General features: G+C 57.0%; 14 protein-coding genes. 6 read left to right on the top strand and 8 right to left on the bottom strand.

The window, feature by feature from the left end:
• Positions 1-208 precede the first annotated feature (208 nt).
• The 4 genes from FJW08_RS21230 to thyX all read left to right on the top strand — a co-directional run bounded on the left by FJW08_RS21230 (position 209) and on the right by thyX (position 5,684).
• On the top strand, positions 209-1,561 hold the full coding sequence (locus FJW08_RS21230; RefSeq protein ID WP_181182999.1) for a metallophosphoesterase: 1,353 nt from the start codon (positions 209-211) through the stop codon (positions 1,559-1,561).
• A complete protein-coding gene (locus FJW08_RS21235) occupies positions 1,562-3,661 on the top strand; it encodes a hypothetical protein (protein WP_140812142.1) in 2,100 nt (699 codons plus the stop codon).
• Entirely contained in the window at positions 3,654-4,682 is a 1,029-nt protein-coding gene (locus FJW08_RS21240; protein ID WP_140812143.1) for a hypothetical protein, read from the top strand. The genes FJW08_RS21235 and FJW08_RS21240 overlap by 8 nt, the downstream gene beginning before the upstream one ends.
• Positions 4,683-4,745: 63 nt before the next feature.
• Positions 4,746-5,684 carry an FAD-dependent thymidylate synthase gene (gene thyX, locus FJW08_RS21245; protein WP_140812144.1) on the top strand — a complete coding sequence of 313 codons (939 nt, stop codon included), beginning with the start codon at positions 4,746-4,748 and terminating at the stop codon, positions 5,682-5,684.
• Between the two features lie 32 nt (positions 5,685-5,716).
• Here thyX and FJW08_RS21250 read toward each other — a convergent pair whose 3' ends face one another.
• The 6 genes from FJW08_RS21250 to FJW08_RS21275 all read right to left on the bottom strand — a co-directional run bounded on the left by FJW08_RS21250 (position 5,717) and on the right by FJW08_RS21275 (position 15,219).
• Complete coding sequence (locus tag FJW08_RS21250; RefSeq protein ID WP_140812145.1) at positions 5,717-6,919, bottom strand: hypothetical protein; 1,203 nt, start codon at positions 6,917-6,919, stop codon at positions 5,717-5,719.
• A gap of 272 nt (positions 6,920-7,191) precedes the next feature.
• Positions 7,192-8,007, bottom strand: a complete 816-nt coding sequence (locus tag FJW08_RS21255; protein WP_140812146.1) for an alkaline phosphatase family protein — start codon at positions 8,005-8,007, stop codon at positions 7,192-7,194.
• 113 nt (positions 8,008-8,120) lie between these two features.
• Positions 8,121-8,711 (bottom strand): hypothetical protein, encoded by a 591-nt coding sequence (locus tag FJW08_RS21260; protein ID WP_140812147.1) that lies wholly within the window; start codon positions 8,709-8,711, stop codon positions 8,121-8,123.
• 256 nt (positions 8,712-8,967) lie between these two features.
• A complete protein-coding gene (locus FJW08_RS21265) occupies positions 8,968-11,661 on the bottom strand; it encodes a patatin-like phospholipase family protein (RefSeq protein WP_246682474.1) in 2,694 nt (897 codons plus the stop codon).
• Between the two features lie 390 nt (positions 11,662-12,051).
• Positions 12,052-13,470, bottom strand: coding sequence for a peptidoglycan-binding protein (locus FJW08_RS21270; protein ID WP_140812149.1), 1,419 nt, complete (start codon positions 13,468-13,470; stop codon positions 12,052-12,054).
• 195 nt (positions 13,471-13,665) lie between these two features.
• Complete coding sequence (locus tag FJW08_RS21275) at positions 13,666-15,219, bottom strand: heme peroxidase family protein (RefSeq protein WP_140812150.1); 1,554 nt, start codon at positions 15,217-15,219, stop codon at positions 13,666-13,668.
• A gap of 387 nt (positions 15,220-15,606) precedes the next feature.
• Between FJW08_RS21275 and FJW08_RS21280 the strand changes: the two genes are divergently transcribed.
• Together FJW08_RS21280 and FJW08_RS21285 are read left to right on the top strand one after the other, a co-directional pair.
• The gene (locus tag FJW08_RS21280) at positions 15,607-16,917 is read left to right on the top strand and encodes a YcaO-like family protein (RefSeq protein ID WP_246682476.1); all 1,311 of its coding nucleotides are present in this window, start codon (positions 15,607-15,609) and stop codon (positions 16,915-16,917) included.
• A 27-nt stretch (positions 16,918-16,944) separates the two neighbouring features.
• The gene (locus tag FJW08_RS21285) at positions 16,945-19,011 is read left to right on the top strand and encodes a BTAD domain-containing putative transcriptional regulator (RefSeq protein ID WP_140812151.1); all 2,067 of its coding nucleotides are present in this window, start codon (positions 16,945-16,947) and stop codon (positions 19,009-19,011) included.
• Here FJW08_RS21285 and FJW08_RS21290 read toward each other — a convergent pair.
• Both FJW08_RS21290 and FJW08_RS21295 read right to left on the bottom strand, forming a co-directional pair.
• A complete protein-coding gene (locus tag FJW08_RS21290) occupies positions 18,973-19,374 on the bottom strand; it encodes a hypothetical protein (protein ID WP_140812152.1) in 402 nt (133 codons plus the stop codon). The two genes, FJW08_RS21285 and FJW08_RS21290, sit on opposite strands and share 39 nt — an antisense overlap.
• Position 19,375: 1 nt before the next feature.
• On the bottom strand, positions 19,376-21,118 hold the full coding sequence (locus FJW08_RS21295; protein WP_140812153.1) for a peroxidase family protein: 1,743 nt from the start codon (positions 21,116-21,118) through the stop codon (positions 19,376-19,378).
• Positions 21,119-21,306 lie beyond the last annotated feature (188 nt).

Consider the following 21,306-nt stretch of genomic DNA (forward strand, 5'->3'; position numbering starts at 1 on the left):
TGCGACTTTCGAGGCACAAAAGGCGAACATTCAGGAAATTCACACCGGGTTGCCTCCTCCCAAGCCTCATTAAGACGGCACCAAACTCGGTAACGGCAGCACACGTTTGGAGTGTTTTCGCTCGGTACGTTGACGATGCTCGACGCGAAGCAGAGGCGAAGCTGCATATACCTTCACCCCACAACTGCAAACGCGGTCGCCTTTTGCATTGAAAGAAGTTCCAGGTCTCGTCCTGACGTTGCAACTCACCGACAAGAACGCTACTGCATTCTTCGGGAGAGGGTATAAAGTGCTACCAAAAATTCGGCTTCTGCAGATCGGCGACGTGCATTTAGTTTCCAACGCTGGCAATAAAGCCTTCGTGGACGATAAGGACACCACATTTCCGCTGAACCTTAAGAACATCATATCGCGCAGCCCGATAAAGACCGTATTCCGACGCATCTTTGAGATCATCAAGGACCAGGGTGTCGACGCCGTTCTCTTCATGGGCGACTTGACCGACTATGGTAAGCTTGATGGTTATGCGGCCTGCGCAAACTATATCGCCAGTGCGCTGCAAATCGGGTCAAAGGGTCTTTTTCGCGATATCCCGGTCGGGATCGTTCCCGGAAACCACGACATTAACCGATCTCTCGCCCTCAAGCCCGGCATGAGCACCAAGTTCACGCCCTTGGTGGAAGCCCTTATTGGGGCGGGTCTGCCGGCCTTGCCGATCAACAAGGCGATGCATCGATCGCTGGAAAAAGAGAATGCTCGCATAGAGCTCTTTCTTATCAACAGTTGCTGGGGCTGCGGAGAAGAAAGCTACATTCCGCCCGAATTTCGCATCCAAATTGCGAAGGCCATTCAGACAGTAATGGACGGCCCGCAGTCGGCCTCCGCGATACGGGCTTACTACGATCGCCAGTTGGACACTCCAGCGATCTCCGAGGAAACGATCGAGAGCGTCGTGACGAAAATGGAAAGCCTATCGGGGGGCGCCATTCCCGTGCTCATCGCTCACCATAATCTGCTCCCGCAAAGGCGGCCACGCCTCGCACCCTATACCGAACTCGTCAACGGTGGTGCGTTGCGTGGCGCCCTTGGAGAGCTCGGTCGGCCGGTGATATATTTACACGGACATATCCATGAGGATCCTGTCGAGGTTCTGCAGCTCCCGGGTGGCTTCCCCGTGGTCTCGATTAGCGCCCCTGACATTCCGAAGGGTTTTAACTTGGTCGATATTCTATTCGGCGAAAACACGGTTCCGCTCGCCTGTCACATCACCCCCTACAGAGTCGACAAATCAGGGATCTTGAAGCGCGAGACCACTATATCAATCGCCCTAAATAATGGTCGTAAGCGCAGCTCAGATCGCAACACCGGAATTATCTATGGAAAGATTTTGGAAGCGGGTCAGATATATTGGCCGGAATTAACAAAACAATTCCTGAGTGGCAGTGATTTGGATGAACGGCGGTTGACTATTATAATCGAGCAACTGCAGGCGGAAGGTAGTATTACAATCGACAACTACGATCTTTCGCCGACGCACTGGATCTTGAGAGCGGAGAAGTAGGTGGCAGCTGTTGCGAACCCTTTCCGGCCGACGCGGTGGGAGCACGAGAGTTCCGGCTCACCCCTGATATGGTTTACGCCGACTGCGGGGCACTTGGCTGCCGACAAATCGGTATTCGTTTATGGAAGTAGAGGCAGTGGCAAGACGACGCTTCTTAAGAGCATTTGCTGGGAGGATCTGTTCTCCAATCCTTCCCTTCGAATCCAGAAGACCATTTCCGACTTCAACCACATAGGCGTCTATATACGCCTGCCGGACCATGTCTCGGGATCGATGGGCTATATGCGCTGGTCTGAGATATTTCCCGATTCGCCGCGTCCTGACTACGAGTTTTTCCGCTTCTATTCCCTCGCGGTCGAGTTAATTGCCATTGAGAAGGCACTTTCTGCGGCCCATACTTTACGCGTTGAGGGCGTTCTGACGCTGTCGGCTGGCGCCGAGCTTTCAATTGTTGCAAGCACGACGGCGGAATTTCCAGAAATATTGTCGTTCACTGAGCAGCCACCTAAGACGTTCGTAGATCTTTCACGGGCGCTTCGTAGTATGGTGAGGCGAATGAACGAGGCCTGCGGTCGCGGTTACGTCAAAAATCTAGTGGATAAGCTTCCGACTTGCGAACCAAATGAACTGCTTTCTTTCGTGATAGAGCGTCTATCCAACTCCATAGCCCACAGCAAACTTACCTCCGGCCAGAGGCTCGGTTTTAAGTTTTGCCTCGACGATTGCGAGGTGATGAGTCCGCTTCAGAGAAAATCGGTCAATACGCTCGTGCGGAAAAGCAGGTTCCCGATCTCTTGGGTCATTTGCTCGGTGGGCGAAGCGGTCGAGGCTGGTGAGACTTTCATTGATGAACAGCCTTTGACCGACGCTGATCGCCGTGTCGTATCGCTTGACGACAGAGACCGCCCAGAATTCCAGGCGCTCTGCGAGGCGGTAGCCAGCCTGCGGGTGTATTTCTCTTTGAGGCGAGATCGACGCCCGTCGGTGACAGGTTCTGAGGTCGAGCGCTATTTCTCGCTAAAGGCCCGGCTTGGCACGGCAGTAGTGAACGACATAATAGACACGATAGTTTCGCGCTCGACTAGCCCGCTTGCACGGCAGCTTCGCGAAGCTGCCGAGTTCCTTGTTGGCCTAGATCTCGCGCAATATGGGCTTGATCGTACTCCAGCTGGAGCTCTCCCCTATTATCAGGCCTATGTGCTTTGGCATTGGACTGGTCAAAAGGAGAATTTCTCGCCGATCTCGCGCCCTGAGGACTTCGGTAGGATCGCAAAGAACGCAAAGGCGATGAAAGCCAAAAGCCAACAAGCTTGGATGCGGCGAAAGAGTGTCGGTGCAATGCTCCATATCGCAAATCGGCTCGGATTCCGCAGACTGCCGATGTCCGGCGTGAGTGTGATCACGTCGCTAGCCGACGGGTCGATCCGCGATTTTTTGGAAATTATGGCCGAAATTTTCGACCGCTTTTCGAAGGACCGCAGCACGCTTTCAGCCGAAGAAATCCTGGAGAAGTTTGCTCGCTCGAGAACGAAGATCGCCGCCCAGACCCAGACGGATGGCATTTACGCCTCCAGCGAGGCCTTCTTTGACGGTATCGGGATACTCACCGATTCCAATGCCGAAGCAGTGATGCGGTTCATCACCGTTCTTGGGCGCCTGACACACCATCTCCAGGCGAATTTCGAGGACCCTTCGTCGCTGGCAACGGCCGAACGCGGCCTTTTCTTCATCGACCCAGCTCGTAGCTATCTGGCAAACGCCACCCAGATCGAGCTTATTAACCAGATCATCCATCGCGCCGAACTGTCAGGGTATTTGCGCGCCACGACATCAAAGCGGAGTGCAAATTCCGGAGAGGATGATGGAGCTTCGAAGATCTCCGGTTTCCGGCTGCATCGACGCTTCGCGCCTCGCTTCATGTTCTCCTACCGCGGCGCTTACGAACCTGTGAAACTGACCGAGGACATCCTCTACCAGATCTGCATCGGCTCACCTGAGGTCGATGCGGATGATTGGGCAAAGCAGTTCGCGCGGCGACCGAATTCGAGCTCACAGCTGACGCTCCCCCTCCTTCACGAGGTTCCGAGTTTCGATGATTGACGAGACGGCGATCGGGACGCTCAGCATATCGCAGACGATCCTCAAAGATTGCAGGATCCTGCGCGAACAATATGATCTCGTTATTGCTGCTGTCAGCTGGGAGAGCCGCTGCTACGCCTGTAGCTCCCTTCTCACAGGGCGCAGCGACGAGAGCTTGATTATCCATTTCGCATCCTCTGATCCCGAAATGGAGACCCGCAAGAGCGGCAATCGCGCCACGATTGAGGGCGCAATTTCCGACTGCCGGATTCTGGATCTGGATCGGTCCGCACAATTTACGGACAACGCCGAGAAGCTAGAGCAGGAAGTTTTCGGGGTCGCGCGCAAGAAAGGTCACGCTCTTCGCGTGCTGATGGACATGACGTGCATTCCAAAGCGATATTTGCTTTTTCTGCTCGGATTGGGATTCCGGCGCGAACTGTTCACCTCTATTGATCTGGTTTATGCGGAGGCTGAGAAGTACGAGATGCGGGCCGCACAAATCGATGTCGCTGGCAAGCCGCTTGGGCTGATCTCGGAAGGCGAATGGGCGACGTCGCAAATTCCCTATCTGGAGTCCGAAGACTACGTACCGGATCGGAGAAATCTCTATATTTCCGTTGGTGCCGAGCTCACGCAGGCAAGTCCCATCGTCGACCGTTTTGAGCCCAACGGCTTGGTCCTGTATCACATTACTGAAGGGCATCGCAGATTGCCTTCGTCGGTGATCGACAGGGAGCGGCCGGCGCTTCAGCAACTGACGGCTTTTCCTGGCGTCAGGCAGGAGCAATTCGAGCTCCACGAAATTGCCGCCGTCGCCCTTAGCGTCCTTCAAAACCGTTCGGCCGGCACCACTTGCTTTGCAATCGGCCCCAAGACTCACGCTGTCGCATTCGCGCTTGCGGCGCTCGCCGATGACCAGATTCAGGTCGTGTGCCGGACTCCAACCACGTATGTCGTGAATGAGGTGAAGGCTTCTGGGAAGATCTATTTCTATCGCATCAACGACCGCTTCGATCCCGCCTCGTTCTGGAGCCAATGAAGAGCGGCAAGCCTTTCGATTTTTCTCATAACGGTAGGCAGGTAGCCCGAGCTTGGAGACACGATGACCAATCTAACGAAAGAGCAGTCGATCGAGATCAAGGAGGCGCGCGCTGCCTCGAGGGCGACACGCCGCATCGTATCCGAGGGTCTTGAGGAAATCCTCTATCAAGCCATTCCGGTTCTCGACCACGGTTTCGTACGTGTTATCGACTATATGGGCGACGATGGTGCCGTCGTGCAGGCGGCCCGTGTATCCTATGGCCGGGGCACGAAAAAAGTCTCTGAAGATCGGGCTTTGATCCACTATCTGCTTCGCCACTGGCATACCACGCCGTTCGAAATGGCGGAAATAAAGTTCCACGTAAAGTTGCCGATCTTCGTCGCACGCCAGTGGATCCGACATCGGATGTCGAACGTCAATGAATATTCGGCCCGCTATTCCATTGTCGATCGCGAATTCTACATTCCAGCCCCGGAACATCTGTCAGCACAATCGATGCAAAATCGCCAAGGTCGCGGAGAAGTTGTTGGAACTGCTGAGGCAGAGCGAGTGCTGCAAATTCTCACAGACGATGCGCTACGCAACTACGATCACTATCTCGATCTGCTGAACCAAGATGACCGCGGCCAGCAGATTCGCGACGATCGACAAGGGCTAGCACGAGAGCTTGCTCGGATGAATCTCTCGCTCAATTTCTATACCCAGTGGTACTGGAAGACCGACCTGCACAACCTCATGAACTTTCTCCGGCTTCGCGCCGATCCGCGCGCGCAATATGAGATCAGAGTGTACGCGGAGGTAATTTTGGACATCCTGAAAAAATGGGTCCCGCTCACCTACGAAGCGTTTCGCGAGCATCGACTGGAAGCTGCGACATTTTCCGCCGAGGCGCTCAAGGCACTACGCCGCATTCTTGCGGGCGAACCCGTCGAGCAACTCGAAACCTCAATGTCTAAGCGCGAGTGGGACGAGTTCTTAGCGAAGCTGGAACTGAGTTGATGCGCATCTCAACGGTAGAATAGACACTCGGCTCAGAACTCCGATAGCCGCTTCGCAAGCGTAACGCGGCCTAGCTTTGTTGCAGCAATAGTCAAGCATTGCAGAAGATTGGTCTTCACCACGAGGTGTCGGACTTCGTCCCGCGGATTGTTCGCCACCGCGTGCTCCCTGAGTTTTCGCACGACGCTTGCCTCATAGTACTCGCAGGGAATCCGGTCACGGCCGACATAGAACGCGGCTTCCAGGTCAGCCAGTTTCTCTGCGGACAACCGTTCAGCCAATGTCCCCACGACATCGGCAAGGATGACTAAATGTTCTCGCATCTCCTCGAACCTTCCCGCCCTAAAATAATCCAGGCCCAAGCTATCGGCCGAGGTTTCTCGTTTAGGATGCACGCGGCGCCAGTCGGCGACGATCCCCACGATGTCCTCGTCGGACAGATGCAGCAGCGAGGTCTCAATGCCTAAGATTGCGGCCATCTCCCGGTTTTCTTGAACCTTGTCGAGTGCCAGAGACAACTGGCGGTTCCCAAGGCCAAAGCGCTCCCGGATGACCGCCTTCTGAAGATCAAATTGCTCGGTGTTCCACTGGTCTCGCGGTGGCATCAGCCCTGCGATCGCCAGTAAGTCGCTCCGCGAACAATGAGTCGTATGGGAGCCCGTCGCTCGTTCGCTGAGGAAATCCACTGTCCGGTATTGGAGATCGGCAATAAGCCGCTGCAATATGCGCAAACTCGCCCGTATGAGTTCCAGGTTGGCAAGCGTGTAAGCCGACAAGCTCGGATCGTTGTCTCGATTGCGGTGGTACCGCAGCTCCTGCCCATCGGAATCGATCCGCGAAAGGCTCGCTATAAAAGGTTCCAGCGCCGCTATTGTCTTGGCAAGCTTCTCGTCGCCAATAGAAGCGTCACTCAAACGGTCCCAATGAGCCTTAATGTCGTGGTCGCGTTTCCGTCCGTTGCCGTTGACAACATGGGCTTCGACTAAACGGTCAGTCGCGAACTTCAAACTCAGTTCGATGGCGTGCCGCGCGTTATAGAGAATAGGCAACACAAGAGTATCGCGCTTACCGAACAGCTGCTTCTCTATAACTGCATCCGCCAGCTCGATTGCAGCCTCTATGTAACCATCAACGTAATTCTCTTCTTCGCCTTGTCGCCCGATGCACGCGTTCCAATCGGGATCGCCGACAGATTTGAAGAAGGGGTCATTCTCAAATGGATCAGCTTCAGCCATGTTCGAACCAGATCTTCGGATACAGCAAGTGTAGTACGGCAAAAATGGCTGAGCATCGACTCTGGTCGCGCTGCCTAGAGGAAACTGGCTCGTTGAACCGAGCCGCTTCGCTGTCTCGGCCCTTAGGGCTTTCATCCCAGCGCATAGCAGCGTTTGATTTCTGGGAGGAGAGAAGCTGGTGTCAACGACAGACCTCGCGGATATTGTGGAAAAATCTCCGACTGGGCCAAGTAGAGCGCTTGCTTAGAAGGGCTGACAGGGAGCCAAAAATTCTACTTTCTTTGCCAGATGCTACCGATCGCGGTTCTGACGACTGTGGAGCCTAGCGGCGCCGTGCTCTCGACATCCTCGATGGTTCTCAGCAATGTGTAGTGGTCTATTCTCTCAGCATAACGGCCGGGCTTGACACCGGCGCCGTAGAACACCGTGACTATGCGGTTCTCAAGACGGTAGTCGTCCTCATCAAAGGTGACGATCAATAAGCTGTTGTGACTGCGCGACCAGTTGGCATAGGTGCCCAGATGGGCCTTCAGCCAAGAATCGCCCTGCACTATGGTGCCGTCATGCATGTCGTTGGCCAGGTTGGGGATGACGAAGCTAACCGCCGACAACCGTGTAAAGTCACGCGGAAATTCTGTCAGCGATTTTCCGGCCCGCTTGGCATCGGTGAAGGATTCCCATGGATTGTGTTTGCGCGGAGATCCCGCCTCGGCGTAGCCCGAGAACGTTTTGCCGGCAGCGTGAAGTCGGGCGGCAAGGTTAGGCGCGGCGATTTCGTGAAAGCCATCGTCACGTATGCCATGGGTCGAACCACTGAACAGCGCAAGGTAGTTGGGTTGGCTGGGATGAGCGACGCCATGCGAATTACCGAACAGCGCGCCATTCTCCGCCAATTTTTGCAGATAGGGAGCCGCGCCCGGCCGCACGATCTGATCAAAGGAATGGTTCTCCATCACGACGACTACAATGTGATCGTACTTCGGCGGCGCGCCAGCCGACGCGACTGCGCGTTGGTCCAAGACAATACCGACAACCAGGACCAGCAATACGGATAGTTGGCGCAAAAGACTACGACGTTGCTGACACACGCTTCCTCCTCTCGATGTCGTTGCTATAACCAAGCAGACCGCGCCACCATCTGAACCGGACGTATGCTGCTACCATAGTCGGCCTTATCGGCGGTCATCGTGGAAGGGACAGTTCAGCCGACTTTGGCCTTCTGCTCATCCCTCAGGCGTTGCGCCTCCTGCTCCAAAAGCACTCCGAAGTCTGAGCCGGTCGCGGCGCCGCGCATCTGCCTAATCTTCCCAGCGTATGAGAACCACACGTTTATCATCTGATCTTTGAGCGCTTGGTAGTCATCGATATGGCAGAACCAACTCGTCTCACATCTGACAATAAGATCGTAGGTGTCGACCGCCTGTTCAAGGCTTCCTTCCAAGTGCTTATCAACGATGTACTTAGTGAAAATCGCCTCCATAGCAGCACGCCGCTGTGGAATATCCGGAATGCGAAGAAGGCTTTCCGTCACGCCTGGTCTCGCTAATAGCGAGTATGATGCGTCGACAATGGGCGCTGCCTTTGTCAGTTCCGCCCGATAACGTTCGCTAGGATTCTGGAATAACGAAATACCAAGCGCGAAGTTAGCCACCGCGACCAAAAAGCCAGCGACGGCGATAGCCGCTGCTGCAGAACTAGCGAGCTTGGCGAAACGAGACAGCGTCCTATACCAGGAACGTAGAATCGAGTTCAGGGTAACGTGCTCGTGCGGAAGCGGGGCCTGCTCGGTCATCGTCAGCAAGCCCCCGTTCTTTGGCAATTATTGAAATCGCTTTCGCCGCCGGGGACTGCCGCTGCCTGCAGAGCAGTGAGGAGGACAAGCGCAAGGACGTTGATTAATAAGATACGGGTCACATCGATCTCCTACCAAGTACACAGGACATGTCGGACAACGCATAACAAGGACGAGCCTAAAAATTCCCGTCCCGTTCAGTTTGGGCTCGCTTTGCCAACTCAACGTCGGTCGCCTTCGGCACTCCAAGTGATCGTCACTGGACAAAGGAGGCGCCGCCTTTGCTGCGATCGACACAGTCATTGGGGGTCGCCCTGGAATTCGAGAGCACCGCGACAAGCTCGTTCCAACTCGTCTCCAAAGTGTGGTCCTTCGATGCGGAATCTTTTAGCCAGGTGAAAACAGTGTTTGCATTCTTGTCGTCGAAACTTGGCTCGCCCTTGCTGAACAAAGCGAGGACAAGCTTTTTGACGTCAGCCGAATACAGCGTGACGGCTTGCTGCTCCGGCTCAGTGAAGGTGAGCGACCCCGGCAGCAGCCAATGCGTGCCGATCGCGTCGCGCAACACCCGAGGCATATCGATCTCATGCACGGTGGCGCTCGATCCGTGCTCGCAATAGATATCGTGTATGTCGGAGAACACTTCGCCTTCCATGCCTAGGCCGAGTTGTCCACCCGCTTGCAATACGGAATTAAACCCAAAGCTCTCAGCGTAGCCTCCTGCCGAAGCCGACACGTCGGCGATGACGATACGTAGCGGTGCCAGATGAACGGACCTGTCCAGTGACTTCAGGGCGTCTCGAACAAAGAGGTAAAGTGTCATTGCACCGCGGTTCTCAACGGCGCCGCCGTCGGTGACCCAATAACGTTGTCGGCCGGAGTCTTTTTCATCGGGCAATACATCGATGGCTGCGTCAGAGAAGACCGGGGGAAAATTTGAACTAAGTGCGGCGGCGCGGGCGATCGAGAGGTTTACGTCATCGATAGGGATAATTTGCATGGCGGCTGGTTCATTCGCTGCCGCCCCGTGCGTTGGGGCCTTCAGGTTTGTCAGCACCAGCCGCCCGCCTGCTACGCCACCGTCACGCAGTTTTGGACAGCTTGAGACCAATTCTGAAAGTGAAAGATTCTTGTCGTCACACGATGGCATTGCTTCAAACGAGCCTAACAACGACGCATTAAGCATCAGGCCAAAATAAGGGGAGCCCATCACTCCCGTACCCATGTTGCAGACGAAGGACTCTGCAAGGATGCTGCCCAAACGGGTTCGCGCTGGCATCCACCCGTGGACTTCTTCATCTTTCTGGGGATACTCACCGCATACAGCCGGCTGCCAGCTTCGCCGTCCAAAGGTTGTCCGCAGATCACCTGCTCGTTCGAGAACGTCCTCGATGAAGGGATCTGCCATAACCTTCGAAAAATGCCCCCAGGCGTCGTTGTCCGGATCACCAGGTCGCCGCAATTCGCGCTCATGCAAAGCAAAGTAGGCTAGAGCGGCACTTCCGCCTGACACACCACTCACGAGGACCACATTGCAGATCTTGCCTTCTTGCGCGAGACCGTGAAGGACTGACGCCGTGTAGATGGCGGCGCGAGTGCCACCGCCAGAAGCGGCCACGGCAATTCTGGCATCGCTTGGGCCCAAAGGCGGGCAGGCGCCTGTTTGCGCAGTCTCAGACGCCAACAAGCTTGCGGGGTCAAGGTTCCTGGCCGTGGTCCGATGAATTTCCAATTCGGGCGGCTGAACCGCGTAAAGGAACGATAGCAAAGACGGCCCAGTTATCAAAATAAAGGCAAGCGCACTTGTGATTACAGGAAAGACAAGCGCAGAACGTTGAAAGTCGCGCACGCTTGGCAGCGGGTCGGGAAACACGTTCTTTGTTTCCGGCATTTGTTCGATCTGCTGGCGAAAAGTCGCTAGCAGTTCCGATGGAGTCTGGAACTGCAGCGCTGCTCCCTGGGCTTCGTATCCCTCTTCATACTCGCCCTGAATTTTCAACCGTCCTGCCCCATGCAGTGCTATGAGGCGGCCGTCCGACTTAATCGGGCTAAGATGCTGTTTGCCGACATAGTTGTATCGCACCTCAAAGGGCGGACCGACGGCTACACTTCCGCCGAGTAGGCGGATGACCCTCCGTGCTGCGAACTGATCGCACCAGAAGGCATAGTACCAAGCCGCCAAATAGGAAAGCGCGAGATAGCCCATGATTTTGGTGTTGCCGTATCCGGTGCTGCCAGCGTTGAACAGATAGGTGACGTAGTGAACGTCGTTTAGGCGTGCCAGGGCAATGACAATGACTAGCAAGCTAATGGCAAACTGGGGGCCCACGAAGAAGAGACGACCGACCGTCTTGAGAATCTCCATCAATCTTTCAAAAAGCACACCAAGGAAGAGCCCTATCCAAGATAGAAGGCCCATAGTGACAAACACCCACGGGAGAAACCGATCTGGCGCAAAGAGTACCAAAAGCGATCCAGGCAACAGAAGCTCGACTGGGTGGCGGACCGGCACAATAAACCAGGCAGAAAGCAGCGCAGCGAGAGGGCTTGTGCCCATAAAATCATAGCGATTCGTTGGTGGAAACAGGTCGACTGTGGGAAGAGCCCGCGCAAGTTCACTTCGTCCGACGGGGTTGAACAATCGCACGGCTATACACCAGGCTATGCCAAGTGCGATCGACAAGATGATGATAATCGCGACGCCAATGTGCAACCGTAGCGATCCTGAATGATCATCGTAGGTTTCCGGTTGAGCGAAGAGAAGCATTGGGGTGATCAAGACACCCAGTATCGCAAGCTGCCCAGCAAGAAGGTATCGCTGGATCCATGGCTGCAACCATGCGCCAATATGTAGCGCGAGCAGCAGCACAAGTCCGAATATCAACAGCTCGATGGTCGCGGGTACAAACCGGAACGTCGGGCAGCCAAGCGCCATTACCACGATCAGCATGGCAGACATGCCTGGCACAAACCAAGCGTACCCGTCTGGAGCGATCCAGCTCCAATACCACGCTCGGCCCGTCGGCAATGGCTGGTTCACAAAGCCATCAAACCTTCGCCACCAACGAACAAAATTTCTCGTCTTGGCACCCAACCAATTGTAAAGATCCGCTTGGTCATTTGCGGTATCAGCCTGAGCCACAACACACCTCTTGGCATTTGTCTCGTATTGGACTTCTACTGCCGTGCCATCGTGAATAAGCGAGTAAAGAAGCAGGCTGTCTTGCAGAGACCCTCGCGCTCGATTCGGCTTTGCTGCTTTAACAGGACAACCCAACCACCTGCTGCGCAACTCCCCGGAACATCTACCCGAGCCACTCTAACTTTGTAGGCCGCCCATTCATGCAGGCCAATTTAATGGGGGCGTGGACGCTCCTTGGTTCCACTTTTCAAGTTTCCCAAGGAAGCCCCAGGCTGCAAGTCCAAGAAACAACGGCATTGCGAAAGGGCTTAACCCGATGGCGGGAGTGATACTCGACAGTGCAGTGGCTACCCCAGTCAGAGCAGGCTCGACAGCCGGAACACCCGGCACAGTCGAAGTCGCCAATTTGGAAAGCAGCTGCGTGATGATCGCCCCCCCGATACCAATCGCCGATTTCTTTCCGTCGAGCAGATTCCCGATCGTCTGACCGAGCGCACCGTTCACTGGACCTAGAGGTGCATCCTTGGCTTGGCCGGGGAGCAAGATGGCCGAGACCAAATCAATGGCCCTTCGCAAGCGCTCTTCCCGACTGCCGCCCTGGTCAACTGGCGGGACGGTGTTCGCTACGCGCTGAACTGCACCTCCCAATACACTGACAATGTCTGAGAGGCCAACGTTCAAGCCGGCAGTATTTGCGCCCGCCGGTGAAGGCACCATATCCGATCTTTCAGTCAACGAGCGAATAGCGGCCTGCAGAGCATCGAGCTTCCCGCGAATGTCGCTTGCAGCAACATCTGAGCTGGGCTGCAGCTGCCGATCGATGGCCGCGATCGTGACACGATCTGCCAATCCTGTATCGTCCAGTCCGTTTAGTTGCTGGAAATGCGACAGAGCCGTCCTGGTTAGACGACCGCTCCTCCCGTCTTCGACCAGCTTCGGGTCTGCTCCGAGAGCGTTCAATGAATGCTGAAGCCAGATAACATCCTTTGCCATCTGATCATCTGCCTCCAAGCTCGGGGGAGTACCGTTCGAATCGATACTGATTGTTGAGTCAAGGCCGAGGAGAGCCTTCAAAATCACTGCCGTACCGAGCTGCGTGTCCACAAAATTAGAATCGAAAATATGGTCTTGGACATACTTGCCGCCTCGCGCCTCGGGCGGCCCGTACAAGCTTGAGCCACCATAAAGGTAAGGAGAATTCACACCTTTTCCGTGATAGCCATATCCATTGAATCCCTCAAGCCTGAACAGAGTTCGCGCAATCCCCCAGTCGCTAGCACCGACAAAGCCCTCCAGGCGCAAAGCGTCCAGGGCCCCATCGACAAAAGCGTTCGGTCCGGTGAATGGTCCACGGCCTTTGGGAACAATGGTGGTGCGCTGGCCGAGAGGCTGGCCATTGCCGAGATAAGTGCCGAAGTTTAACGAAGACTCACGATAGTGACAGAGTCCGACAAACCACCATGGAACACCTGTCCGGCTCTCGATCTGAGCATAAGTGGCTTTGCCGTCCAGAATGCGTTTGGCTTCCTTTTTGACTACGGTAGCTCGGTTGGATCGGATTTCCAGCCTCTCCCAGTTCCGCTCGTATCCCTCTTTATATTCGACAAAGAGTCCCATGCCTGTATTCCCCTTCGAGTAGTGGTTGGCCGAATTCAAACACTCTAACGACGCTACATTGTTAGGCACTAGCCAGGGGCGGGCATTGCAAGAATCTCGTCGTACTTCACGACGGGCCGCCCTGCCGAATTGTCAAAGATCGCCATGACATATCTGGTCGTTCCCCTGACTTCACCCGCTGCCAATTGCGGGCCCTTACCGGTAGCGAAGCGACGGCCCCATGCCGAGGCCGTAAGAGACCAGATCCTTCAGTCTGAAGGCTGCCCCGTTCACGGGCTTCCACAAAGGATCGAGCGACAGGTAGGATCTGCCGTCGCCAAACAGCAAACCAAGGAAGACCTCCGCCACGATCCGACCGCCAACTGGTCCAAGCTGCGGCGTCGAGCGGGTGCCGCCTCCTATCACCGGAATTGGGACGTCGGTCCTGTTTGCTGCCGCCTCGGCAAGGACATAGGTCCAAAGCGGACAGTTGCCGGCAAAGGCGTTGCCGTCCCCACCGTTGGCGTTGACCGCCTTTATGATTGGGCCGACGACATCTCCATCCTCTGGAGCGTCCACTGCCTTGCCTATAAGGATGGCCTCATCGGTCAACGGCTCGATGCGCATGGCGCGCGCAATGCTCTGGCCGGACGGCAGGCCGAGCAGCCAGCCCCGCAGGAGATTGCGCTCGCCGAGCGAGGCCGGCGGATCACCCGCCACGGATTTCGGCAAGTCGTGCAGGAAGCCTACCAGGGAGGTGTCGATCCTATAGGCAAATTGCAGACGATGCTTGTTTGCTGAGTCGCCCGTGTTGGAATTTGTTCCACCGGGACGCTCGTCAACGTCAATAAATCGGCCCCAATCCAGCGCGCGCCCTGATCTCATCGCCTGAAACCCGGTGAGAGCTTCTTCGCGTGGTTCGTGAGCTCGCGGGAAGATCGGCAGCAGTTTGTCATTATTCAGCCGGTAGCCGGGCCTAACCATCGAATGGCCAAGTCTGTAGGCGGCGACCGAAAACTCCACCGGCATGAACGGGAGGTTGCGCCAGTGGAAGTACCGTAAGAGCTTTTGATCAAAGTGGCCGTCGGTCCTGAGCGCGTTGAGGACTGGCGCCGAAACGATCCGGGGCAGAAAATCGTTCACGACCACATATTGATAGTGGAAGCGGACAAGCTGTTGAATGGCTTCAAAGTCCAGACCCGGATTGTCATCGACCATCCGGTTGTGCACGTCGAGCATCAGCCCCTGTAACTGAGACACGAGACTGTTCTCGTCGTTGCGCGGGTCGCCGATGATGGCTCGTCCGCCGAAGCGGGGCAGATCGTGACGAGAATGGCCGCCGGCTCCTGTCAATTCCTCCCCGTGCCGGAATCGGCCCTCGCCTGTGTACATATATGGCTGGTCGGCCGGGCCGCGACCATAGAGGTTGTCCAGGTTGAAGCTAGGCGTACGGAAATCCACCAGGCCATCTGGGTCGAGCGACTTGCGCAAGGTGCTGACCGGATCGAAAGTGATATCGTGGTCGACGAATTGGCCAAAGTAAGTGTAAAGCGCAGGAATGCCACTTTCCTCGGCATCGAGCCCATCTTTCGGTTCGTCGATGCCAGCAGACATGGCCGAGCCGAGCGCCTTGAGGTTGCGCCGATTCTGTGCGTCGTTTTCCCCGAACGTAGCGGGCGCCAGATTCCGGAACATGCGGCCGAAACGGCCTTCGAACAGGGGCGATCGTGTCGCACCAATGCCCCGGGGCGGGGTTCCATGTGTTCCCATTGTTAATCTCCGTGTCTGTCAATGCCTAGTTGAAGGGTGGCTTTATTTCGAAGAATCGGCCTTCGCCGCTTCCCAGCGGGCCGCGAGGCACAACCGCCCGCCTCCGGTCATGGCCCCGCGGCGGCGCTCCGGGAGGATTACGAATTTGCGCCGTTCGTCAGTCGTCTCGTTGCGTCCAGTTCGGGTGATCCAGCTCCGTGGCGTTCAAGACGACCTTGCATTGACCATTAGACCAGCTAGCGTGAAATCAGCGTGAGATGGCGGCCATCTTTAGCTCCCGTCTTTTGCGGAGATCGGATCACCTTGCGCAACGTTCTGTCGATAAAAATCGTAAGCGAAAGTGGCAGACAATAGGGAGAGGTTTTCTTCAACAGCGAGGATGGTGGATTGACCGCCCCTAATGCGTTTGAACTGGCAGCGCGATTTTGTTCGCGGCCACAAGAATTGGCGCCTGAGCAGGCTGCAATGGCGCGTGGGTTGCTTAATGCGCTTGGTTACGTTGGCTCTAGCGATACAGATCCAGACCTGATGCTCGCGAGTAACCGCCAAGGACTATTGTCCGCTGCGGCATCTATCGGCAATTTGTTCCGCTTGCACGCCCGCTACGCACCGGGGCTTTACTTCTTTGGGGCGCAGGTACACGGCAACTGGGGAGAGTCGGCCTCAGCCAGTTCTGCCAGCTTCAGCGGTGTCGGCCTCACGCTGGGGCGCGCATTCGAGGCCTGCATCGGCGAGGGCATCGAATATCATAGCGAATGGCATGTGCCGCGCGGGACGATGAACCACGCGATAGTAGATGGTGTAAGCCATTGGCAGGACGCTCGGTTGGCTGAGCACCTGGACGATTTCCGTGTGCAATCTGGTTTCGGTGAAACTAGCCGGTGGGTGCCCGTGCGCCGGCTGGACGACGGTCGAAAGGGCTATTTGCCCGAGACACTTTTCATCCGCAGCGCGAGCCGAGGCACTTGGGTAACTAGTTGCGGATGCGCCGCAGGGATAACCCACGAGGCTGCGCTGACCTCGGCGCTCTTGGAAGCGATCGAGCGCGATGCGGCAGCCGCTTGGTGGCGCAGCAGACGCGGCGGCCAGTTGATCGGACTGGAAGCGCTTGCCAACGCGGGCGTGCTCGATCTGCTCGCGCGCATCAGGCAGGAAAGGCTCGGGAGATGCACCCAGTTTCTCGACATATCGGCTGAGTTTCCCGCCCCTGTAGTCGCGGCAATATCCTTCGACGCCGAGGGGAGCAACCAGGCGGTCGGGCTGGCTTGCAGGCTGGAGGCGGGCGACGCCCTGAGAGCCGCGCTGCTCGAAATGTGCCAGATGGAATTAGCTCTCGACGTGGCAGCAATGAAGCGCAGGGAACAAGGAGTTGAGAGCCTGGCCGAGAGCGAGCGCCTGCAGGCAGAGCGCCCAGAGATGTTTAGCGCCACCGCCACCGATCTCGTCTCACAATTGTCCAGCGGACTGCTAGCGAATAAAAATGGCGCGAAAGGCTTGAATTTCGTATCGTTGGTTGGCGAAATGCTTAAAAAGCAATACCGCGTATATGCTGTAGATCTGACCACGCCGATGTTTGACATTCCCGTCGCCAAAGTCTTCGTCCCAGGGCTGCAGCCTTTTCCGTCGCCGTTCGAATCACGCCGGCTTCGTTCCCTGATTGATCAGGCTGGCCCAAGCGGCCGCGCCGATCTGATATAGAATGAGGCAGGGAGCTGCGGGGCAAAGATGATCGGGCACAAATCCCCAGAGAGGACTGCGCCGCAGATCAGCGTCACGACACTTGACAAGGTAGCGCTGAGCCAATTTGGACGGGACATCGCCTTGAGAAACCGCAAGTCGCGCGCCGTCCTTGCGTACCTTGCCCTGAGTCCCCATGGCTTTGAAACACGCGAGCGTATCTGCGGCTTGCTCTGGAGTGAATCGGACGAGGAGCGGGCAAGGGCCTCGCTTAGGCAAACCGTAGTCGATCTCAAGGCCTGCCTCGCCGAAGCCGAAGGGGTCTTTTTCGGAGACCGGCTCAACGTTACGCTGAAGCAGTCGCTCGTCACGGTGGATGTGAGTGAGATCAGGCACGATCTGAATACTGGCCGGATTCCACCCGTCCTTCTGGAGAGGCAGCGTGTCGCCGAAAGCTTTCTCAATGGCCTGGACGACATTGACCCTTCGTTTCGGAATTGGGTCCTTGTCCAGCGGCAATGTCTTCAGGATGAATTCATCGCATGTCTGGAAGCGATGGCCAAAGCCGCGGCAGACTGGCCAGCGCTGAAGCGAGCCGGACAAGCCCTGCTCAATCTCGATCCGACGAACGAGATCGGGTGCCGGGCAGTTATGGAAGCGTCGGCTCGCATGGGCGACCAGGCAACCGCCCTGAGGGCCTATAAGGGCCTTTGGGACCTGCTTGAAACAGAGTTCGACAGCGAACCTTCAGCCGCCACGCAGGCGCTGGTCAGTGACATCAAGCTCGGCACGATAGGCTGCGCGGACAGGAAGACTGGAACCGCAATCGCCGCTGAGGCATTCGGGTCTCAGGCGCCACGGCTGCAAGAGCCCGCCGCCGGCGTGCTGCTGTTCGTGCGGGAGTTCGAATTGGTGAGCGGTTCCGTCCGCTCGCGCACTGCGGTGCGTATTTTCCGCAGTGAACTGGTCGCCTCCCTGGTGCGATTCCGCGACTGGGCGGTTATGGAATGGGAGGGACATCCGCCCCGCCTCACTGAGAATGCCTATTGCATCGAGGCAACCGCGTTTCTCGACGGGCCGACATTGCGTGTCAGTATGATGCTCAAGCAGCTTGCCTCCGGGCGCTACATCTGGAGCGAGCAGTTCGTCATCGAGAACAGCCAGTGGTACCAGACCCAACAGCGGCTCATCCGCCGCGTCTCCGTAGCGCTCGGTGTAAGCATGTCGTCCGAACGGCTGGTTCAGATCGCCAGCATCCCGGACCTGTCTCTGGAGCAGTTCGACCGCTGGCTGAGAGCGCAGGAACTGATCTTTCAGTGGCGCCCTGAGTCTGAGGAACGGGCCGAGGCGCTGTTCAGATCAATCATCGCGGAGTCGCCACAGTTCGCTGCCGCTCACGCCGGGTTGGCCGGCATCATCAATTCGCGGCATCTGATCTTTCCTGGCATCGGCCGTCGGCGCGAGCGCCATGCGGAAGCGCTGAGGTTTGCCAAGCAAGCGACCAAGATCGATCCAATAGATTCTCGAAGCCAGTTGCATCTGGCGTGGTCGTACGCCATGAACGGCATCCCGCAGCAGGCGGCCATCAGCTTCCTTCTAGCCTGCGAACTCAACGGCAATGACCCATGGACATTAGTCTCCGCATCGCTCGGGCTTGCTTATTGCGATGATCGCGAGAACGCCCACCGCATAGCTGATCTGGCGTTGCAGACCGGGCTCGGGGTTTCGCGACTACAATGGAGCTATCAGGCAGGCGTGCGGTTCCTACTTGGCGACTATGCCGGTTGCGTCGAAGCGGCCGAGCGCGCCGCCGACAGCGTGTCCTATATCGGCGGCTGGAAGGCTGCGGCTCTCGCCCTGCTCGGCCACGAGAGGGCCGCGCACGAAGAGGCCGACCGATTTGTGGCACAACTGAAGACAGGGTGGTTTGGGTATACCCCGCCGGAGCCGGGCGCCGTCGGCACGTGGCTCATGGACAGCTTTCCGATCTGCAGCTCAGAGGCCCTCGAGACACTGCGCCGAGGGCTCGCCGGAGCCGGCATTGTCGTCAACCATGAGCCGTTGCCGAGACCCGGCCTATCGGCAGCCCCGAATGGTGTAGTCGGCGATGCGTGAATAAAAGAAGCTGTCGCGGTTGAACGGCACCTTTTCAAGAATGGCATCGAAATAGAATTCGGGAATGCCGTAGTCGCCCATGCCGCCTTGTTCTGTCTGGAGCTTCTTTTGCGATTGCGTCACCTGGTTATTGGGCGGCAATCGTAGGAAGAACACGTGATCGTATCCCTGAACGATCTGAATTTCCTTGTAGCGCTCGGGCACCACGACGAGTCCATCCAGTTGTGCCTTGAACTCGGCCAAGTCGCGCGGGCGGGTGCTGGGATCTTGTGCCCATTGCACCACCTTGCGGCCGGTTGCCTCGAAGTTAAGGGTTTGAATCGGTTCGGGGAAGGCGTCCAAATTGTCGATGGGGTCGGCCATGTTAAGCTCCAGGAGTTGTGGACGGGCTGATAAAGCGGGGCCAAGCATTGCTCAGGTTGAGCGTGTTGGCGACGAACACGATCAGATCGGGCATCGTTCGCGGAATGCCCGTGGGAAACAGCCGGGCAACGAGGTCCTGCGTGATCGGATCGTCTTCGATTGTGGCGCGCGAGGCGGCAAACCTTGCCATGAAGACGTCGCCGACAATCACCGACCCAGTAGTGCCGAAACACAGCCCGGTCTGCTCGATCGCCGCCTCAAACAACAACCAGAACAACAGCGGAGGATTCTCGGCCAATTCAGCCAACTCGGCCGCTGTGAAGGTAACGGTCGAACCTTGAAGCCACGATTGAATCGCCTGGCTCCGTTTTGTCGCCTCGCCGAGCAGCGGTGCGGTTGCCAGCACGGTCTGCGGAAGCTTTTCGATCAAAGCATCAAGCCTGAGAAGGCCGCCAATTGTGCCTCGTACCAAATCGCTGAACAAAAGTCCGGAAGCATTTGGATCAGGCAGAGCCCCCCTGTCGACTTGGTTCAGCAGACCCGCCGCAGTGGAGTCGAGTGCTTTGGAATCGGGGCCAACGCAAAGGATCGGGATGGTGTAGGCGCTGAGCAGAACTTCGTTGACGGTCGGCCCGATACGTCGACTGAACTGCGGCGTGGACCCCGCGATTTCGAAGAAATGCGACCAGTCGGCGATCCAGTGTTCAGAAATCGGGAACTTGTGCGGACGCGATGAGGAGCGATTGAGCAGGACATTCTCTAGCCCCTCCCCTTCCGGATGCTGATCATTAAACACATAAGACAGCCTGATCATGGCGTGGCCCAGACGAAATGCCGCGTGGGAAAACTCTATCGGAACGCCTTGCGGCTGCATGTCGACCAGCGGCCTGAATCCGTTTGCCTGGTAGAGGTCCCATATTGGCTTGGCGATGAGACGCGGCAGCAAGTCATTTTGGAGCACGCAGCGGTAAACCGCCGTCGTCACGCGCCGTGCCCGGTCGAAAAGGTATGCACCGGCCGGCAGTTCAATATCCTGTCTGGGCAGTCCGCTCGCGCTAAGTGCGGCCGCCACTGCATTGTGCAGGTGTAGGAAAAGTGCCGTCATCTGCGCAATGTTGGCATTGTCGTCGCTGCGCTGATCGCCGACCAAGACGTCCGTTCGTCCATTTTCGAACCCATCGCTAAGATCTGCCGGTTGGAAACGCGGCAAGTCGCGCAAGGCAAAGGGACAGGCGCCCGCAGGCATCGCCATGGCACTCGCTGAGGGCGGTGCCATCGGGCCGGTCCGCATCATCGACCTGACGCCCTCACCAGGCTTCGGCAAGGCGTACAAACTGGGATTCGATGATGGTCCTTCGCCGTAAAGCACGTCGAGCAGGAGTGCCTGCTCGCGCTCGTTGCGACGACCGGCCTCGTTGGCCGCAAGCAGAGGATTGAGCGACGAATTGCGGATAATGTCGTGTGCGGCCAATTGAGCGAGATAAGTATATCCGGCGGGGATATGCTCGTTGGTTGTGTCGGTAGCTAAGGCGGGTGGCGCGCTCATTCGGCGCAGCAGCTTGGCAAGCAGGCACTGAGTGGCCCAAGGCGTCTCCAGGCCATGATAGAGTTTGGCTTCATCCGCGCCGCCCGCGTAACCAAAGTTGCGGAACTCCACCTGGCGCGGATCGACAGTGGCGGCGATGCTTCGAACATCGCCCCTCAGAGTCGGCCCGGCGGTGCCGGTCCCGCGATGAGCATTCATGCTTAACCTCCCCAACCCTCAGGCGCTTCTTTCATATCCGCCGTGAAGCCAGCGTGAAATGCTACTGATTTCGCGGCGCTGGCACGCAGTTCGATAGCCGCGGGTCGGCGACCATTTGATGCCGGGCGGTGTAGAGAGGCAAGGGGCAGTCGGGAGTTCCGCGACACGCCCGGCATTCCAATGCGCGT

This window comes from Mesorhizobium sp. B3-2-1, from assembly GCF_006439515.1.
GTDB lineage: Bacteria > Pseudomonadota > Alphaproteobacteria > Rhizobiales > Rhizobiaceae > Mesorhizobium.

Excerpts from the sequence above, each read along its gene's own strand:
- FJW08_RS21240 (WP_140812143.1), top strand. The coding sequence starts at position 3,654 with ATGATTGACGAGACGGCGATCGGGACGCTCAGCATATCGCAGACGATC.
- FJW08_RS21295 (WP_140812153.1), bottom strand. The coding sequence starts at position 21,118 with ATGAATGCTCATCGCGGGACCGGCACCGCCGGGCCGACTCTGAGGGGC.
- FJW08_RS21265 (WP_246682474.1), bottom strand. The coding sequence starts at position 11,661 with ATGCTGATCGTGGTAATGGCGCTTGGCTGCCCGACGTTCCGGTTTGTA.
- FJW08_RS21275 (WP_140812150.1), bottom strand. The coding sequence starts at position 15,219 with ATGGGAACACATGGAACCCCGCCCCGGGGCATTGGTGCGACACGATCG.
- FJW08_RS21250 (WP_140812145.1), bottom strand. The coding sequence starts at position 6,919 with ATGGCTGAAGCTGATCCATTTGAGAATGACCCCTTCTTCAAATCTGTC.
- FJW08_RS21290 (WP_140812152.1), bottom strand. The coding sequence starts at position 19,374 with ATGGCCGACCCCATCGACAATTTGGACGCCTTCCCCGAACCGATTCAA.
- thyX (WP_140812144.1), top strand. The coding sequence starts at position 4,746 with ATGACCAATCTAACGAAAGAGCAGTCGATCGAGATCAAGGAGGCGCGC.
- FJW08_RS21270 (WP_140812149.1), bottom strand. The coding sequence starts at position 13,470 with ATGGGACTCTTTGTCGAATATAAAGAGGGATACGAGCGGAACTGGGAG.
- FJW08_RS21285 (WP_140812151.1), top strand. The coding sequence starts at position 16,945 with ATGATCGGGCACAAATCCCCAGAGAGGACTGCGCCGCAGATCAGCGTC.
- FJW08_RS21260 (WP_140812147.1), bottom strand. The coding sequence starts at position 8,711 with ATGACCGAGCAGGCCCCGCTTCCGCACGAGCACGTTACCCTGAACTCG.